15 protein-coding genes are annotated in these 17,937 nt (G+C 31.3%); 12 read left to right on the forward strand and 3 right to left on the reverse strand.

Annotated features, from left to right (window positions below; all coding sequences use genetic code 11):
- Nucleotides 1-383 precede the first annotated feature (383 nt).
- From H9W90_RS08995 to H9W90_RS09050, 12 genes are all read left to right on the forward strand, one after another.
- Nucleotides 384-650, forward strand: a complete 267-nt coding sequence (locus tag H9W90_RS08995; RefSeq protein ID WP_176397575.1) for a hypothetical protein — start codon at nt 384-386, stop codon at nt 648-650.
- Between the two features lies 1 nt (nt 651).
- Nucleotides 652-2,052: an amidase family protein gene (locus H9W90_RS09000; RefSeq protein WP_187481288.1), complete on the forward strand. Its 1,401-nt coding sequence runs from the start codon at nt 652-654 to the stop codon at nt 2,050-2,052.
- Nucleotides 2,052-5,405: a bifunctional amidotransferase subunit GatB/aspartate--tRNA ligase AspS gene (gene gatB/aspS / locus H9W90_RS09005; protein WP_187481289.1), complete on the forward strand. Its 3,354-nt coding sequence runs from the start codon at nt 2,052-2,054 to the stop codon at nt 5,403-5,405. The genes H9W90_RS09000 and gatB/aspS overlap by 1 nt, the downstream gene beginning before the upstream one ends.
- A gap of 178 nt (nt 5,406-5,583) precedes the next feature.
- Nucleotides 5,584-6,975 carry an anthranilate synthase component I family protein gene (locus tag H9W90_RS09010; protein ID WP_187481290.1) on the forward strand — a complete coding sequence of 464 codons (1,392 nt, stop codon included), beginning with the start codon at nt 5,584-5,586 and terminating at the stop codon, nt 6,973-6,975.
- Between the two features lie 132 nt (nt 6,976-7,107).
- Entirely contained in the window at nt 7,108-7,695 is a 588-nt protein-coding gene (locus H9W90_RS09015; RefSeq protein WP_187481291.1) for an anthranilate synthase component II, read from the forward strand.
- Between the two features lie 141 nt (nt 7,696-7,836).
- Nucleotides 7,837-8,826, forward strand: a complete 990-nt coding sequence (gene trpD, locus H9W90_RS09020; RefSeq protein ID WP_187481292.1) for an anthranilate phosphoribosyltransferase — start codon at nt 7,837-7,839, stop codon at nt 8,824-8,826.
- Between the two features lie 198 nt (nt 8,827-9,024).
- A complete protein-coding gene (locus tag H9W90_RS09025; RefSeq protein WP_187481293.1) occupies nt 9,025-9,384 on the forward strand; it encodes a four helix bundle protein in 360 nt (119 codons plus the stop codon).
- Nucleotides 9,385-9,413: 29 nt separating this feature from the next.
- Nucleotides 9,414-10,202: an indole-3-glycerol phosphate synthase TrpC gene (trpC, locus tag H9W90_RS09030; protein WP_187481294.1), complete on the forward strand. Its 789-nt coding sequence runs from the start codon at nt 9,414-9,416 to the stop codon at nt 10,200-10,202.
- Between the two features lie 2 nt (nt 10,203-10,204).
- Complete coding sequence (locus tag H9W90_RS09035; protein WP_187481295.1) at nt 10,205-10,903, forward strand: phosphoribosylanthranilate isomerase; 699 nt, start codon at nt 10,205-10,207, stop codon at nt 10,901-10,903.
- Nucleotides 10,884-12,062 (forward strand): tryptophan synthase subunit beta, encoded by a 1,179-nt coding sequence (gene trpB, locus H9W90_RS09040; RefSeq protein WP_088354488.1) that lies wholly within the window; start codon nt 10,884-10,886, stop codon nt 12,060-12,062. The genes H9W90_RS09035 and trpB overlap by 20 nt, the downstream gene beginning before the upstream one ends.
- A 3-nt stretch (nt 12,063-12,065) precedes the next feature.
- Nucleotides 12,066-12,833 (forward strand): tryptophan synthase subunit alpha, encoded by a 768-nt coding sequence (gene trpA / locus H9W90_RS09045; protein WP_187481296.1) that lies wholly within the window; start codon nt 12,066-12,068, stop codon nt 12,831-12,833.
- A gap of 63 nt (nt 12,834-12,896) precedes the next feature.
- Nucleotides 12,897-15,377, forward strand: coding sequence for a T9SS type A sorting domain-containing protein (locus H9W90_RS09050; protein ID WP_187481297.1), 2,481 nt, complete (start codon nt 12,897-12,899; stop codon nt 15,375-15,377).
- 69 nt (nt 15,378-15,446) lie between these two features.
- On the opposite strand, the gene H9W90_RS09055 is transcribed toward H9W90_RS09050, so the two are convergent.
- From H9W90_RS09055 to H9W90_RS09065, 3 genes are read right to left on the reverse strand one after another with little or no spacing between them, the layout of a single operon-like run.
- A complete protein-coding gene (locus tag H9W90_RS09055) occupies nt 15,447-15,896 on the reverse strand; it encodes an FKBP-type peptidyl-prolyl cis-trans isomerase (protein ID WP_187481298.1) in 450 nt (149 codons plus the stop codon).
- A 48-nt stretch (nt 15,897-15,944) separates the two neighbouring features.
- Complete coding sequence (locus tag H9W90_RS09060; protein WP_187483959.1) at nt 15,945-17,519, reverse strand: amidohydrolase; 1,575 nt, start codon at nt 17,517-17,519, stop codon at nt 15,945-15,947.
- 51 nt (nt 17,520-17,570) lie between these two features.
- Complete coding sequence (locus H9W90_RS09065) at nt 17,571-17,933, reverse strand: DoxX-related protein (protein WP_187481299.1); 363 nt, start codon at nt 17,931-17,933, stop codon at nt 17,571-17,573.
- Nucleotides 17,934-17,937: the final 4 nt, after the last annotated feature.

The raw sequence follows: 17,937 nt of genomic DNA on the forward strand, positions 1-17,937 counted from the left end.
GAAGTAACAAACTCGCGTTAGGGATTGCAGTGGAAATCCTTTTGCCTTTTTTAAGGCAAAAGATTGTAGCGAAAAGCCCGACCTTTAGGGAACGCCCAAATAATTATTAGAAACTTTTTAATGTATTTAACACCATAATTTATGAAATTAATAATTATAGTTCGAATTTTTGATGATACTATAATGACTGCATAAAATCGTAGAAAAGAGGTTTTTGAACCATTTATTCTACATATATTTGCTCGCATAAGAATTAAAATGACAAATAATAATAACAATCGTAATTTCAATAATCCTAATTTATAGGACGGAAGGTTGTTGTTTAAAAATATATAAAGCCTTCCTAATCGGAAGGCTTTTTTTTGAATCAAAAAACTAAAGAAATGAGTAAAATAATGACAGTCGACATTTTGTCGAGTATTAAAGGTGCAGAACCATCGGAATCTGTGAATAAATTATTTGACGTAATTAAAAATGCGAATCAGAATAATAATGCTAATAATACTGTCAAAAATAATGTGGTTTCTTTAAATGATTTAAGAGAAGATGTTGTAATTGAAAGCTCAAAAATTGAGAAAGAAATTATAAAAGAAAACTTTCCAAGAGAGAAAAACGGATTTTTAGTGGTTGCTAAAGTGATAGAAGATTAATATGGAGTCGCAAATAAAAAAGCTGCATCAGCAATTGGTGTCTAAAGAAATTTCGTGTACAGATTTGGTGCAAGAAAAATTAGATTTATTAAAACAAAATACACATAATACTGTCAATTCTTTGTTGGATTCTATGGCTTTGGAATTGGCTTCTAAAGTAGATGCAAAAATTGCAAATGGCGAAGAAATCGGTCTTTTAGAAGGAATTCCATTTGGAATTAAAGATGTGTATATGGTTCAAGGAACGTACACAACTGCAAGTTCGGATTTGTTGAAAAACTACAAATCTTCTTATACAGCAACTGCAATTCAGAAATTATTAGACGCTGGTTCAATTCCTTTAGTAAAAGAAAATTGCGATAGTTTTGGACATGGTTCCTCTTCTGAAAACACCATTTTTGGTTCGGTTAAAAATGCAATAAATCCCGATTTAGTTGGTGGAGGTTCTTCTGGAGGTTCTGCTGTAAATGTGGCGAAAGATTTTACTACGTTTTCAATTGGTGGCGATACTGGAGGTTCTATTCGTCAGCCAGCAGGTTACAATAAAGTGTATGGTTTAAAACCAACTTACGGACGAATTTCTCGTTACGGATTAATGGCATACGCATCTTCTACAGATTGTGTTGGGCCAATTGCAAAATCTATTGAAGACATTAGAATTGTATTGAATATAATGAGTGGGAAAGATGTTAGAGACCAAACTACTTTTTCTTCGGAAGAAATTATGGAGAATACTGTCTCGAATTCATCAACAATAAAAACAGTTGGTTATTTTAAAAACTTTATTGAAAGTGAAGCAATTTCACCAGAAATAAAAGCTGATTTTTTAGCAACAATTGAAAAAATAAAGGCCAAAGGAATTACAGTTAAAGAATTAGATTTCTTTAATGCTGATATTTTGGTTTCTACATATTATACATTAGCAATGGCAGAAACAGCTTCTAATTTATCTCGTTTAGACGGAACAAATTACGGAGCAAGAATTGAAGGTGAAAATTTAAAAGATACCTATTCAATTACACGATCAGAGAAATTTTCTGAAGAATCGAAACGAAGAATTGTTGGTGGAAACCAAGTTTTATCGCAAGGTTTTTCTGATGAAATTTACTTAAAAGCACAAAATTTAAGAGACCAGATTTCAGCAAGATTTAGTGAAGATTTTAATGAAGTTGATGTTATTTTATCTCCAGTAACTCCTGCTAATCCGCCTAAAATTGGAGATAGTTTAAATGATCCTTTAGCAATGTATTTGTCTGATGCTTATACAGTTGGTTTTAGCTTGGGAGAATTACCAACATTAACGATCCCAAAAGGAACTGAAACAGGATTACAAATTACGGCAGACAAGAAAAAAGATGCACAAGTCTTACAATTTGCGAACTTCTTAAACGATATTTTATAATGGAATTAGATCAAATACAAGATGCTTTAAAAGCACACGATTTAGAATTAATTATCGGTTTAGAAACGCACGTTCGTTTAAATACAAACTCAAAATTATTTTGTTCTTGCCCCAATGAAGAAACTGAAATTCCTAACACAAATATTTGTTCCGTTTGTACAGGTCAAATGGGAGTTTTGCCAGCAATTAACAAAGAAGCAATTACAAAGGCGATTTATTTCGGAAAAGCAGTAAAATCTACTTTTTCTAACGAAGTTATTTCTTGGGACAGAAAACATTATGAATATCCTGATAATCCAAAGAATATTCAAATTACGCAGTTTCATAATCCTGTGATTCCAGATGGAGAAGTTTCTTGTTATAGAAACGATGGTTCTCAATTCACTGTGAATTTAACGCAAGTGCATATTGAAGAAGATGCCGCAAAATTAATGCACGAAAAGAAGATTTCGTTAGTCGATTTTAACAAAGCTGGAGTTCCCTTAATTGAAATTGTAACTGAACCCTGTATCAGAAATATTGAAGATGCTTCAACGTATGCACAATATATTCAGCGAATTGTTCAGAATTTAGGAATTTCGGAAGCGAATTTAGAAAAAGGGGAATTCAAATCGGATGTTTCTGTTTCACTTCGAAAAAAACACACTTATAATTTAAATCCAAGAACGGAAATCAAAAACCTGAATTCTTTCAAGTTTATGGTGGATGCTTTAAAGGAAGAAATTGAGAAACAACTTAATTATTATACAGAACATAAAGAATTTAGACCAGACCAAACAACGGTTTTGTGGGATGCAGATTTAAAGCAAACCAAAACAATGCGTAAAAAGGAATTTGAAGCAGATTATCGTTTTATTTCTGAACCAGATATTCCTTTTGTTTCGATAAAAGACGTAGTAAATTCTATAAAAATTGATGCAAGTGCTTTGCCTCACGCAGTTGAGTCTGTATTAATTAAAGGCGGAGTTTTACCACAAGATGCCAAGTTTTTTACTGCAGATGCCATTCGTTCTAAAACATTTATGACCATAAATAATGCTTTGCAAGATCCGTCTTTTGTGGCAAAAACGTTGGTAAATAATATTGGTGCAGAGGAATATGAAAATATTCACGATATCAATCATTTAATTGAGATTTTTGAGCTTTTTAAGGCTGATAAAATAACGTCTGTTTTAGTTCAAAACGGAATTACATCCTATTTAAAAGACAGAACTTTTGACTTTAAAAAGTATTTTGATGACAATACAATTTCTGAAGCTCAAATTTTTGAAGCTATCGAAAAAGTAATTTCAGAAAATGAAGCCATCGCAAACGATATTAAAGCAGGAAACCAAGGGAAAGCAGGAATTCTTGTTGGAAAAGTAATTGCAATTATTGGAAAAGGAGCTTCTGGGAAAGTGATTCGTACTGGTATATTGGAGCAACTTGCAGGAGAAAAAGCTGGAAGTGGGAAGATGGAAGTTGGAAGTAATAAATCTGAAGGTGGAAGTGGGAAGTTGGAAGCTGGAAGTGAATCGAAATTTGAAAAAGAAGAGGAATTACCAGAAATCCCTATTGTTATAAAAGAAGAATACAGAACCCATAAAATATCTCAATTATCAGAAGAATCTATCACAGAAAAAGTAACATTATCTGGTTGGGTTTCAAGTGTAAGAGATCATGGAGAATTGATGTTTATCGATTTACGAGATTCAAGCAATCAAGTTTTTCAAGTTCGTTTGAGTAGAGAGTCTTTCCCTAATTTAGATGAATTAGTGAAGTTGAAACCAGAATCGGTAATTTCTGTAACAGGAGTTGTCGTTCAAAGAAATGAAGACGATTACAATGCAGGTTTAAGAACTGGTAAATTAGAATTAGAAACTTCTGATTTAGAGATATTAAACCTTTCTAAAACATTGCCTTTTGAAATAAAAAGAGCAACAAAATCGAATGAAACAGTTCGTTTTCAATATAAATTTTTAGACCACAGAAATGATGATGTTCGTAGAGCCATTGTAAATCGTCATAAAGTAATTAAACTATTACGTGACATTTTAGATGAAGAGGAATTTTTAGAAATTGAAACTCCTATTTTAACTGCAGGAACAGATGAAGGTGCAAGAGAATTTATTGTGCCAACAAGAAAACAATCTGGTTCTTTTTACACGTTACCACAAGCGCCACAACAATTTAAGCAAATGCTAATGGTGGGTGGATTTGAAAAATATTTTCAAATTGCACGTTGTTTTAGAGATGAAGATTCACGTGGAGACAGACAACCAGAATTTACACAATTAGATATCGAAATGGCGTACGCAAGTATGCAACAAATCATAGATTTAAACACCAAAATGTTTAATGAAGTGGTGCGTAAAATTTATGGTAAAAAATGGATTTTGCATCCTTTTGAAGTTATTACTTATAAAGATGCCATGGATAAATATGGTTGTGACAGACCAGATTTACGTTACGGATTGCAAATGCAAGACATTACAGATATTGTAAAAGATACTACTTTTCAGGTTTTTAGCAAACCAATTGAAGAAGGTGGAATTGTAAAATGTATTAAGGTTTCTGCGAAAGAACAAGGAAACAAAAGAATGTCTAAAGGTCAGATTGAAAACTTGACAGCTATTGCACAACAAAATGGTTTAGGTGGTTTGGCTTACATTATTGTAAATGAAAACGATTTACAATCGCCAATTATTAAATTTTTAGGTGAAGAAATTGCCGCAAACATTATCAAAACAACCAATGCTCAAATTGGTGATATTGTATTTTTCTCTGCTGCAGATTATGCAACTGCCAACAAAGCTTTGGATGCTGTTCGTCAAGAAATGGGACGAATTTTAAAGTTGATAAATCCGAAAGAATTAAAACCAGCTTGGGTGGTAGATTTCCCAATGTTTGAAAAAACAGACGAAGGAAGATGGACGTTTACGCACAATCCTTTTTCGATGCCAGCAGTATATGATTTAGAAAAACACATGACTGGAAATGATGATGAAATCGGAACAATAATCGCACAACAATACGATTTAATCTTAAATGGTTACGAAATTGGTGGAGGTTCCGTTCGTGCGCACAAAGCAGAAATTTTAGAAGCAACCTATAAAAATATGGGTTATGATAAAGAAGGAATGCTAAAAAGTGTAGGAACAATGTACAAAGCATTCCAATATGGAGCGCCACCACATGGAGGAATTGCTTGGGGAATTGACAGATTAATGATGATTTTAGAAAAGAAAGCTTCTATTAGAGAAGTTATGGCGTTTCCAAAAACAGGTTCATCCGAAGATTTATTATTTAATGCACCTTCTATTTTATCAGATAAAAAAGTGGAGGAAATGAATGTGAGGATTATTAAAAAATAAAAATCATTTGAAAGGTTGTTTAATTAAGAAATCTACCTTATTTTTGTAGAACAATGAAATCAATTACAAAAAATACATGGTGGTGGAACTCTCTTAATTCATAAGTGAGAACTAAACCTATATTATAAATATAAAGAAAAGGCTTATCTCACGATAAGCCTTTTTTCAATTTTAAGAAATGAACAATATAAAATTTAAAACAATACATAAAACAAAAATCGCAGACACAGTAACACCTGTTGGTTTGTACTTGCGTTTTAGAGATAAATTTGCAAACACGCTTTTATTAGAAAGTTCCGACTATCATAGTAAAGAAGAAAGTTTCTCTTTTATTGCTGTAGAACCAATTGTTTCTATGAAAGTTGAAGATTATCAATTTTCTGTTTCTCATAAAGGAACACAAATTGATTCTCAAAAAATCGACAAAAATTTCTATGAATTATTCGATAAATTCAGCAATTCTATAGATTTAGATTGTCCTGCTGAATTAAAATCATTTAATGGTTTGTATGGATATTCTACGTTCGATTCTGTTCAATATTTCGAGAATATTCAATTTAAAAACCAAAAAGCACCTTCTACAATTCCAGAAATGCAATACAGTTTTTATCGATTTATTATTGCTATCAATCATTTTAATGATGAAATGATTCTGATAGAAAATATCGAAGAAGGCACTCAACCTCGCATTAAAGAAATTCAGACAATTATAGATGCACAAGCATTTAACACGCAAAAATTTGAAATTGTAGGAGAAGAAACTTCAAATGTAACTGGCGAAGAATTTATCGATTATGTTAGAAAGGCAAAATCTCATTGTAAACGTGGTGATGTTTTTCAATTAGTTTTATCACGCCAATTTCAACAAAAATTTAAAGGAGACGAATTCAATGTTTATAGAGCTTTGCGTTCTATAAATCCTTCACCATATTTGTTTTATTTCGATTATGGGTCATTTAAATTGATGGGGTCTTCACCAGAAGCACAAATTAAAATTGTTGCAGGTAAAGCTACTATTAATCCAATTGCTGGAACTTTTCGAAGAACTGGAGATATGGCAGAAGATATTAAATTGGGTAAAAAATTATCTGAAGATAAAAAGGAAACTGCAGAACACGTAATGTTGGTAGATTTGGCACGAAACGATTTAAGTAAACATGCTGATAATGTAACTGTTGAAGTTTTTAAAGAAGTGCAGTATTTTAGCCATGTAATACATTTGGTTTCAACTGTTAGAGGAAAAATTAAAGGAAATCCGATTGAAATTGTCGGCGACACTTTCCCTGCAGGAACTTTAAGTGGCGCTCCAAAGTACAAAGCAATGGAATTAATCGACAAATACGAGAATCAAACACGTGGATTTTATGGTGGCGCAGTTGGAATTATCGGTTTAGATGGTTCCGTAAATTTGGCGATTGCCATTCGTTCTTTTGTTAGTAAAAACAACGTTTTGTATTCGCAAGCTGGCGCAGGAATCGTAATTCATTCCGACGAAAAAAAGGAATTACAAGAAGTAAATAACAAGTTAGCAGCGCTAAAAAAAGCGTTAATTTTAGCGGAAAATATATAAAAAGAAGCCCATCCCAACCTTCCCAAAGGGAAGGAGCTATAGTGAGTTTCAAAAAAATAAATAGAATTATAAACACATAAAATATCCACAAACAGTTCCCTCCCTTTGGGAGGGTTAGGGTGGGCTTGAATTATGAAAATATTAATATTAGATAATTACGATTCGTTTACCTACAATTTGGTTCATATGGTAGAGAAAATTACAGGAAATTTCCCTGCAGTTTTCAGAAACGACGAAATCAGTATTGCAGATGTTGGAAATTTCGACATTATTATGTTGTCTCCAGGACCAGGAATACCAGATGAAGCAGGAATTTTAAAAGAAGTAATTAAAACGTATGCAGGCATAAAACCAATATTCGGAGTTTGTTTAGGTTTACAAGCAATTACAGAAGTTTTTGGAGGAAAAATCATCAATTTAGACGAGGTTTTTCACGGAGTTGCCACAGAAATGAGGGTCACAGATAAAAACGCTATTATATTTAAAGATGTTCCTGAAACATTTTTGGCAGCACGTTATCATTCTTGGGCAGCAACAGACGAAGGTTTTCCAGAAGAAATTCAAGTAACCGCAAGAGACGAAGATGGTTTAATTCAAGCAATTGAACATAAAATATTTCCAATTTCTGCTGTTCAATTTCACCCAGAATCAATTTTAACAGATGTTGGTGAGCAATTGGTTACTAATTTTATTAATAAGCATAGCAAAAGCCCATCCTAACCTTCCCAAAGGGAAGGAACGAGTAAGTTTGTGCAAAAAAATAAAATATTATATTTCTGTGAAAACAGAAATTTTAAAAGTATAAGAAAATAAAACTAACACAAGAGTGTTTTCCCCTTTGGGGAAATTAAAAGGGGCTATATGAAAGCAATTTTAAACAGACTTTATAATCACGAAAGATTGTCTAAAGAAGAAGCAAAACAAATCTTAATAGATATTGCTTCAGAAAAATACAATGATGCACATTTAGCTTCATTTATGACCGTTTTTATGATGCGTCCAATTACTGCAGATGAACTTTCTGGTTTCAGAAATGCTTTAAAAGAATTGGCTATAAAAGTAGATTTTACTGATTATAATACCATAGATATTGTTGGAACTGGTGGCGATGGAAAAGATACATTTAACATATCTACTTTAACCTCATTTATAGTTGCAGGAACAGGTCAAAAAGTTGCAAAACACGGTAATTATTCTGTGTCTTCGCAATCTGGTTCATCAGATATGTTAGAAAGTTTTGGGTACAATTTTACAAACGATGAAAGTGTTTTAAAAGAGCATTTAGAAAAAGCGAATATTTGTTTTTTACATGCGCCAAAATTTCATCCAGCTATGAAAGCTGTAAGTCCAACAAGAAAAGCATTGGCGTTAAAAACGTTTTTTAATATGTTAGGTCCTTTGGTAAACCCAAGTTCGCCAAACAACCACATGTTGGGGACTTTCAATTTGGAAATTGCACGTTTGTATAATTACATTTTGCAAGAAGAAAATATCAATTATGGAATTATTCACGCGTTAGATGGTTATGACGAAATCTCATTAACAAGCGGTTTTAAATTTTTTACCAAACACGGAGAACAAATTATAAATCCTGAAGATTTAGGTCAGAAAAGAATTCAGCAATCAGAAATATTTGGAGGAAATTCTGTGGCAGATGCAGCAAAGATTTTTAAATCTATTTTAGATGGAAAAGGAACAGATGCACAAAATAATGTGGTGTTAACAAATGCTGCTTTTGCATTAACAATTGTTGATGATGCAAAGTCTTTTGAAAATGCTTTTGAAGAAGCAAAAAAATCGCTTTTTGGATTGAAAGCAAAGAACACATTAGAGAAATTAGTAAGTTTATAAGATGGCAAAAAAGAAAAACAATTTAATTCTAATTATTCCAGCTTTCCTTTTAATGGGAGCAGCTGTTGGTATTCAAACAAAAAGTGTAATTAAGCATACTGTTGTTGGTTTGATAGTTGGGATCATAGTTTACTTTTTTTTGTTATATAGAAATAAAAGATTGAATAATTAACAATTACGAATTAATAATTACGAGTGATGAAAAAGGATAACATAATTCAGACTAAAAGCTATAATTTTGCAGTTAGAATTGTGAAATTATACAAGCATTTATCACAAGAGAAGAAAGGATTTGTATTAAGTAAACAATTATTACGTTCAGGCACTTCAATAGGAGCAAATGTTGAAGAAGCAATTGGAGGGCAAAGCAGAAAAGATTTTTTCGCCAAATTAACAATAGCTTACAAGGAAGCTAGAGAATCTCATTATTGGATTCGTTTATTAAAAGATACTGATTTTTTATCAGACAAAGAATCAGAATCTTTAATCACAGATATTGAAGAAATTTTAAAAATTATCGGAAGTATTCAAAAAACAATTAGAAACACAAATTCGTAATTCTTAATTTAGAATTCATAATTAATTATATGACAATTTTAGATAAAATAATCGCATTTAAAAAGAAGGAAGTTGCAAAAATAAAAGCAGAAGTTCCTGTAAAGAAATTAGTAGAAAGTCCGAGTTTTGGAAGAACAACTTTTTCATTAAAGAAATCTTTGTTAGAAGTTGGTTCTACAGGAATTATTGCTGAATACAAAAGACAATCTCCTTCCAAAGGAATTATAAATGATAAAGCAACGATTGCAGAGGTTACAAACGGATATTTAGATGCAAATGTAGCTGCACAATCTATTTTAACGGACACTTCATTTTTTGGAGGAACAATGGCAGATTTGATGGAAGCAAGAGTTATAAATCAACAAAAACCAATCTTAAGAAAAGATTTTATTGTTGATGGATTTCAAATTGTGGAAGCAAAAGCCATTGGAGCAGATGTAATTTTATTAATCGCTTCTTGTTTGACTTCAACAGAGCTAAAAAACTACGGAAATTTAGCGGTGGATTTAGGAATGGAAGTTTTGTACGAAGTACATACGCAAGAAGATTTAGATAAAATTAATGATTTAGATAACAAGATTATCGGGATTAATAACAGAAATTTAAAAACTTTTGAAGTTGATTTAGAGCATTCTATAAAGTTATCAAATCAAATTCCTGATACGTGTTTAAAAGTTTCAGAAAGCGGTATTTCTGACCCAAAAATTATTACTGGATTAAAAGAATTTGGTTTTCACGGTTTTTTAATCGGAGAAAACTTCATGAAAGAAGAAAACCCAGGAGAAGCTTGTCAAGAGTTTATATATCAAATTAGATAAGTATGAAACTGAAAGTTTGTGGAATGAAATACACAGAAAATATCGAACAAGTTGCAGGACTTTTACCTGATTACTTGGGTTTTATTTTCTATGAGAAATCAAAAAGAAATTTTGAAGGAATTATTCCTGAACTTCCAAAATCAATTAAGAAAACAGGTGTTTTTGTAAATGAATATAAAGAAATTGTAATTTCTTTAGTTGAGGAATATGGTTTAGATGCAATACAGTTACATGGAGACGAATCTGTGGAATATGTTTCTGAATTAAAAAATCAATTAACAGAAAGACGCGCTTTATTTATTGAAGAAAATAAGCACATCAAAAAGCAAAAAAACAAACACACTATTTCTAAAAATGAAATAGAAATTATAAAAGTATTCGGAATAAAAGATGATTTTAATTTCGATATTTTAAAACCTTATGAAGCTATTGTAGACTTCTTTTTATTTGATACAAAAGGAAAAGAACGTGGTGGAAATGGAGTAACGTTTAATTGGGAAGTTCTTAAAAATTACAATTCTACAAAACCATTTTTCTTAAGTGGAGGTATAGGATTAGAGCAAATAGAAGAAGTTAAAAACATAAGAAAAACAGATTTACCAATTTACGCATTAGATGTAAATAGCAAGTTTGAAACAAAAGCTGGTTTAAAATCAGTAGAAAACATAAAGAGATTTAAGCATGAAATTTCAACCAACTAAAGAAGGTTATTACGGACAATTTGGTGGCGCATTTATTCCAGAATTATTGTACCCAAATGTAAAAGAGTTAGAAGATAATTATTTAAAAATTTTAGAATCTGACGAATTTCAAAAAGAGTATAAAGATTTGTTGCAACATTATGTTGGAAGGCCAAGTCCATTGTATTTAGCAAAAAGATTGTCAGAAAAATATGGCGCAACTATATATTTAAAACGAGAAGATTTAAATCATACAGGTGCACATAAAGTAAATAATACTATTGGACAGATTTTAGTAGCAAAACATTTAGGGAAAACAAAAATTATTGCAGAAACTGGTGCAGGACAACATGGTGTTGCAACAGCAACTGTTTGTGCTTTAATGAATTTGGAATGTACTGTTTTTATGGGCGAAGTTGACATTAAACGTCAGGCTCCAAACGTTGCAAGAATGAAAATGTTAGGCGCAAAAGTTGTGGCAGCCACAAGTGGAAGTAAAACACTAAAAGATGCTACAAATGAAGCGATAAGATATTGGATTCAGAACCCAGAAACCTATTATTTAATTGGTTCTGTAGTTGGGCCACATCCATATCCAGATATGGTTGCACGATTACAAGCTGTAATTTCAGAAGAAATGAAAGCACAGTTAAAAGAGCAAACTGGTAATGAAAACCCAGATACAATTATAGCTTGTGTTGGAGGTGGAAGTAATGCAGCTGGTGCTTTTTATCATTATTTAGAAAACGAAAAAGTAGAATTAATTGCTGTGGAAGCTGCTGGTTTAGGAGTTAATTCTGGCGAAAGTGCTGCAACATCTCAATTAGGAGAAGTTGGTGTAATTCATGGAAGTAAAACTATTTTAATGCAAGATGAATATGGACAAATAGTAGAACCATACTCTCTTTCAGCTGGTTTAGATTATCCTGGAGTTGGTCCTTTACACGCCTATTTATTCGAAACAAAACGTGCAAAATTTATGAACGCAACTGATAAAGAAGCATTAGATGCTGCTTTTGAGTTGACGAAGATAGAAGGAATAATTCCTGCTTTGGAAACTGCACATGCTTTAGCTGTTTTACCAAAGATGGATTTGAAAAAAGACCAAGTTGTGGTGATAAATTTATCAGGTAGAGGAGACAAGGATTTAGAAACTTATATTAATCATTTAGAAAAGTAAGCTATGAATTCGATACAAGAGTTATTTCAGAAAAAAGATAAGAATTTATTGTCTATCTATTTTACTTGCGGATATCCAAAATTAGAGGATACTACAAAAGTAATTTCAGAATTAGAAAAAAGTGGTGTCGATTTTATTGAAGTCGGTTTGCCATATTCAGACCCTTTAGCAGATGGACCAACTATACAAGATAGTAGTCAAAAAGCATTAGAAAACGGAATTAATTTAGATGTTATTTTTGAGCAGTTATTAGCTCTAAAAGAAACAAATAAAACGCCATTAATTTTAATGGGATATTTAAACCAAATGCTAAAATTTGGTGAGGAAAAATTTTGTCAAAAAGTAGTTGATTGCGGAATTGACACATTAATTCTGCCAGATTTACCAATGATAGAATATGAAAATCATTACAAACAATTATTTGAAAAATACGGTTTAACGAATGTGTTTTTAATTACACCTCATACTTCAGAAGAGAGAATTAGAAAGATAGATTCTTATTCTAAAGCTTTTATTTATGTTGTTGCTTCGGCTTCAATAACTGGAGCAAAAGGAGAAATTTCTAACAATCAAGTTGCGTATTTCGAAAGAATTAGAGCAATGAATTTACAAAGTAAATTGATTGTAGGTTTTGGTATTTCAGATAAATCAACCTTTAATACAGCTTGTAAATATGCAAACGGAACCATTATTGGTTCTGCATTTATAAAATATTTAGGTAAAAATGGTGTTGATAAAATTGATGGTTTTATAAAACCAATTATATGTTAAATTTTTAGCAGAAACATTTTAAAACTTTATTATTCATTAATTTAGCTACTTAAATTTAAAACAATGAAAAAAAATATATTTCTAATATTACTTTTTACAGGTTTTTCAATCTATTCTCAAGAATATCAAAAAATGATTGATGACGGTAATTTTTCAGTTAAAAAAATACAAGAAACTGCTGAAAAATATTTTGAAGGAAAAGACAAAGGTAGGGGTTCTGGTTATAAACAATACAAGCGTTGGGAGTATTTCGCTTTGAAACAGCAAGATAAAAATGGTTTGATTAAAGACCCTGTTTATTTATACGACGAATGGAACCAATACTCTAAAAAACAAAATATTAAAAATGAAAATTCAGCAAGAGGTTTTAATGATAATTGGTCTGAAGTTGGCCCTAAATATTGGGATGACACTAGCGGTTGGAATCCAGGAGTAGGAAGAATTTCTGGCTTTGCTGTTGAAAAAACAAATCAAAATCATATTATAGTTGGCTCTATTGGAGGTGGTATTTGGAAAACTACAAATGCAGGTGTAAACTGGCAACCTTTAACAGATAATCATGGTAACATGTTTGCTTATTCTCTAGCAATAGACCCAATTAACAACTCCACTTACTACTGGGGTTCTAGTTCTGGTAGAATTTATAAATCTACTGACTCTGGAGCAGTTTGGACACCAATTGCTAACGCAGGAAACAGTAATATTTTAAAGATACTTATTCATCCTACAAATTCTAACATAATTTTTGCAACGTCGGAAAACAGCGGTCTTTATAAATCTACTGATGCTGGAAATTCTTGGGTTAATGTAATCTCTGGAAGCTCCTATGATGTTGAATTTGATCCTAATGACAGCTCAATTGTATTTGCTTCTGGATCAAAAATACATAGATCTACAGATACTGGAAGTAATTTTACTGAAATTACAGGTTTAGGAACAGGAGTTAAAATGCTGGGTGTAACAAAAGCAGATTCAAATAAAGTATATATCGTTGAAGCTTCTGGAGGTACATTTGGTGATTTTTATTTTTCATTAGATAATGGCCTTAGCTTTTTTAAAGTAACATCACATTCTGGTAAAAACTATTTTGGATATGAATCTAATGCTTCAGACAATAGAGGACAAGCTCCTAGAGATATGGGTATTGCCGTTTCTCAAACTAATGCAGATGAAGTTCATATTGCAGGAATAAATACTTGGAGATCTACAGATGGTGGTTTAAACTTTACTATAACTTCTCAATGGCAACCATCAGAAGCAATTAATGAAAACATTGGTTATTGTCATGCAGATGTAGATGATATTGAATTTATTGGAGATAATTTATACGCTATTACAGATGGTGGTATATATATATGTGAAGATTCACCAACACTTAACAAAGATTATTACAGAGATTTAACAACAGGTCTAGGTATTAGACAATTTTATTTATTCGGAGTATCTCAAACAGATCCTGTAATTATTTCTGGAGGATCTCAAGACAATGGTTCTTCAGTTTTAAGAAGTGATGGAACTTGGGTAGATTGGTTAGGAGCAGATGGTTTTGAGTCTTTAATTGATGTTAATGACCCTAATACAATTTATGGCTCTATTTATAACGGAACTTTTTATAAATCTACCAACCAAGGTACATCTTATACTAATTTACCAAGACCAGAAACAACTGGTTGGGTTACACCTTTTGAACAAGATAATACAGGTACATTGTACTTTGCAGGAAAAAAACTTTACAGATCTGATGATGCTGGAAGTACTTGGGTTGCAGATAATTTTGATTTTGATAACTTTATAAACCAAATTAAAATAGCTCCTTCAAACAAAGATTACATATATGCTTCAACAGAAGGTGGAAAAATGTATAGTGCAGTAAGTACTCCAGTAGGAAGTATTTGGGAGGAGATTACAGGTTTTTCTGGAAACATAAATAGTATTTCTATTCACCCAACAGATCACTTAAAAGTAGCTATTTCTGTTACTGGATCTTCTGAAAAAGTTTATATTACTTCAGATGGTGGATCAACTTGGACTGGCTACAGCAACAACTTACCAAATTTTACAGCCTATGCATTAGTTTGGGATAATAATGGTAGAGACGGATTGTATTTAGGTATGGATTATGGAGTTTATTACATAGACAATCAATTTACAGAATGGAACTTATTTAACACAGGATTACCAAATGTAAAAGTGACAGAATTAGAAATAAATTATGCCGACAATAATTTATATGTTGCTACTTATGGTAGAGGTGTTTGGAAATCTCCAAGATCTAATGGAGTTTTAAACATCGAAAATCATATTTTAGAATCTTTAAATGTTTATCCAAATCCAGCTACAACAAAGCTGAATATCTCTTGGGATAAATCTGAAAACGTAGCTTTAAGATTGTTTAATACAAATGGGCAATTGTTATATTACAATAAAGAAACAAGCTTAACTAAACCTTTAGAAATTAATACTTCTCAATTTGCTAGTGGAATTTATTATTTAAAAGTAAGTTCTCATAAAGGAAATTACACAAAGAAAATAGTATTAAAATAGATTCTATATTTCATAAAAAAAGCGAAACTAATTAGTTTCGCTTTTTTTTATGATTAAATGTAGCTGTGTTTAGTTTACACTTTTTAATGTAATATCAAAAACTAAAACGGCTCCTCCAGGAATAGAACCTCTTCCATTTGGGCCATAACCTAAATTAGAAGGAATTATTAAAATACCTTCTCCTTTTTCCTTAAAAAGCTGAATACCTTCTGTCCAGCCAGCAATAACTTGATTCAAATTTGTAGTGTAACCACTTTTATTTTCATCAAAAACTCTACCGTTTAAGAAATACCCTTTGTAAATAACTGTTACGTTAGCGCTACTATTTGCAGGTCTAGGTCCAGTTCCTTCTTTATTAATTACATAGTATAAGCCCGAACTCGTTTTTTTTGCGTCTAAATTATTATCAGCAATGTATTTAATAATATCTGCTTCTGTTTGTGGTTCAAAAGAAGTGTCATCATTAGAACAGGACACTAATAAAAAGGCTATAAAAAATATAGATAAATAAGATTTCATTTTTTTGATTTTTTTTTAAAATATTGAAGGCAAATATAAATTGAAATTTTAATAAACTTGCTCTCCATTTACAAAAGTTGAAACTACTTTAGTTTCAGGAATTTTACTTCCTTCAACTTCCATAATATTCTGATTCAAAATTACAAAATCTGCAAATTTACCAACTTCAATACTACCCTTTTCATCTTCTTCAAAATTAGAAAAAGCTGCCCAAATGGTCATTCCTTTTAGCGTTTCTTCTCTAGTTAACGCATTTTCCATCTGAAAACCATTCTCAGGATAATTATTTACATCTTTTCTAATAGTTGCTGCATAAAAAGTTAAAAACGGGTTTACTTGTTCTACCGGGAAATCAGTTCCCAACGCAATTTTCCCATATTGATTCAATAGGTCTTTAAATGCATAGGCTCCTTTTACTCTTTCTGCTCCTACTCTATCTTTTGCCCAATACATATCTGATGTTGCATGAGTTGGTTGTACAGAAGGTAAAATATTATCGAAGTTTTTAAAATCTTCTTTAGATATTATTTGCGCATGTTCAATTCTCCAACGTCTATTTTTAGCATTTTTTAAAACTTCTTTGTAGGTTTTTAACATCCAAGTATTTGCAGAATCTCCAATAGCATGCGTATTCATTTGATAATCGGAAGCAGCAATTTGTTTCGCAATTTCTTGATATCTTTCTGGGAAATAAATTAACGCTCCAAAATGATTCTCTCTATCTGAATATGGTTTACGCATTGCAGCACCTCTAGAACCTAAAGCGCCATCTCCATAAACTTTAAAAGAACGCACATTTAATCTATCCGTTTTTACAATTCCTTTATTTATGTAATAATCTATTTCTTGTTGATTATCACCAGAAACCATTGCATAAACTCTCATTTTTAAATCGTTTGTTTGCTGTAAACTATCTATTAATTCAATTGTTTGTTTAGATATTCCAGCATCATCTACAGTTGTTAAACCATAAGAAAATGATATTTTCTCTGCATCTAACAATCCTTGTATTGCTTCTTTTTTAGAAGTTGACGGAAACTTGATGAAATCCATAGCAGCATCAATTAAAACACCTGTCATTTCTCCGTCTTTCATAATTATCTCACCTCCAGAAACTTTGGTGTTTTTTGATATTCCTGATAAATCAATTGCAGCTTGATTTACCAAAAGTGCATGACCATCTACCCTACCAATTGCCACAGGGATTGTTGGAAATAGTTTATCTAACCTATCTTTAGTTGGGAATTCTTTTATTTCCCAATCGTTTTGGTCCCAACCTCTACCAGTAATAAAAGTTGTATTCTTTTGTTTTTGAAAAGCAACTAACTTTTCTAAAACCTCATCATAACTTGTTGTTCCTTCTAATGATACTTTTTGCTGTTGTAAACCCATTCTGTAAAAATGACAATGTGCATCTATTAAACCTGGCACAATTGTTTGGTTTTTTGCATCAATCGTATTTTCTGATTGGTATTTATTCTGAATTTCATCACTAGAACCAACAGCAATAAACTTTCCGTCTTTTATTGCAAAAGCTTCCGCTGATTCAAAATTAGAATTAACTGTATATGCGTTTGAGTTGATAACAATCATATCTGCTTTTTCTTTCTGACAAGAAATCATCAATATTGATACGATTAAAATTGAGAATAAACTTTTCACTTTTTAAAAATTTTAAGAGTTTAAATAAATTAGGCATGCTAAATACATCAATAAAAATTGAAGTAATATTCTAAAAACTGCAACTTTTTTAGAACCAATTGCTGGTCTAATTTTTGTTGCATCCCAAATATGAATTGGAAGAAAAAGAATCAACAAAATAAAAATTCCTGCTGCTGCACTTTTAGTTATTGAAGTAAAAAACAATGCTATTCCTAAACCAAATTCTATAACACCAACAACGTAATTTACCAATAATTTTGGTAAAAAATCTGGAATAAAATACTTAAAAAATTTAGGTTTTATAATATGCATAGTTCCTGCAAAGCAGAAAAAAGCTCCAAAAATAATTTTAAGAATTAAAACAAAAACTTCCATAAGA

The sequence above is a fragment of the Polaribacter pectinis genome, from assembly GCF_014352875.1.
In the GTDB taxonomy this organism is placed as follows: Bacteria; Bacteroidota; Bacteroidia; order Flavobacteriales; family Flavobacteriaceae; genus Polaribacter; species Polaribacter pectinis.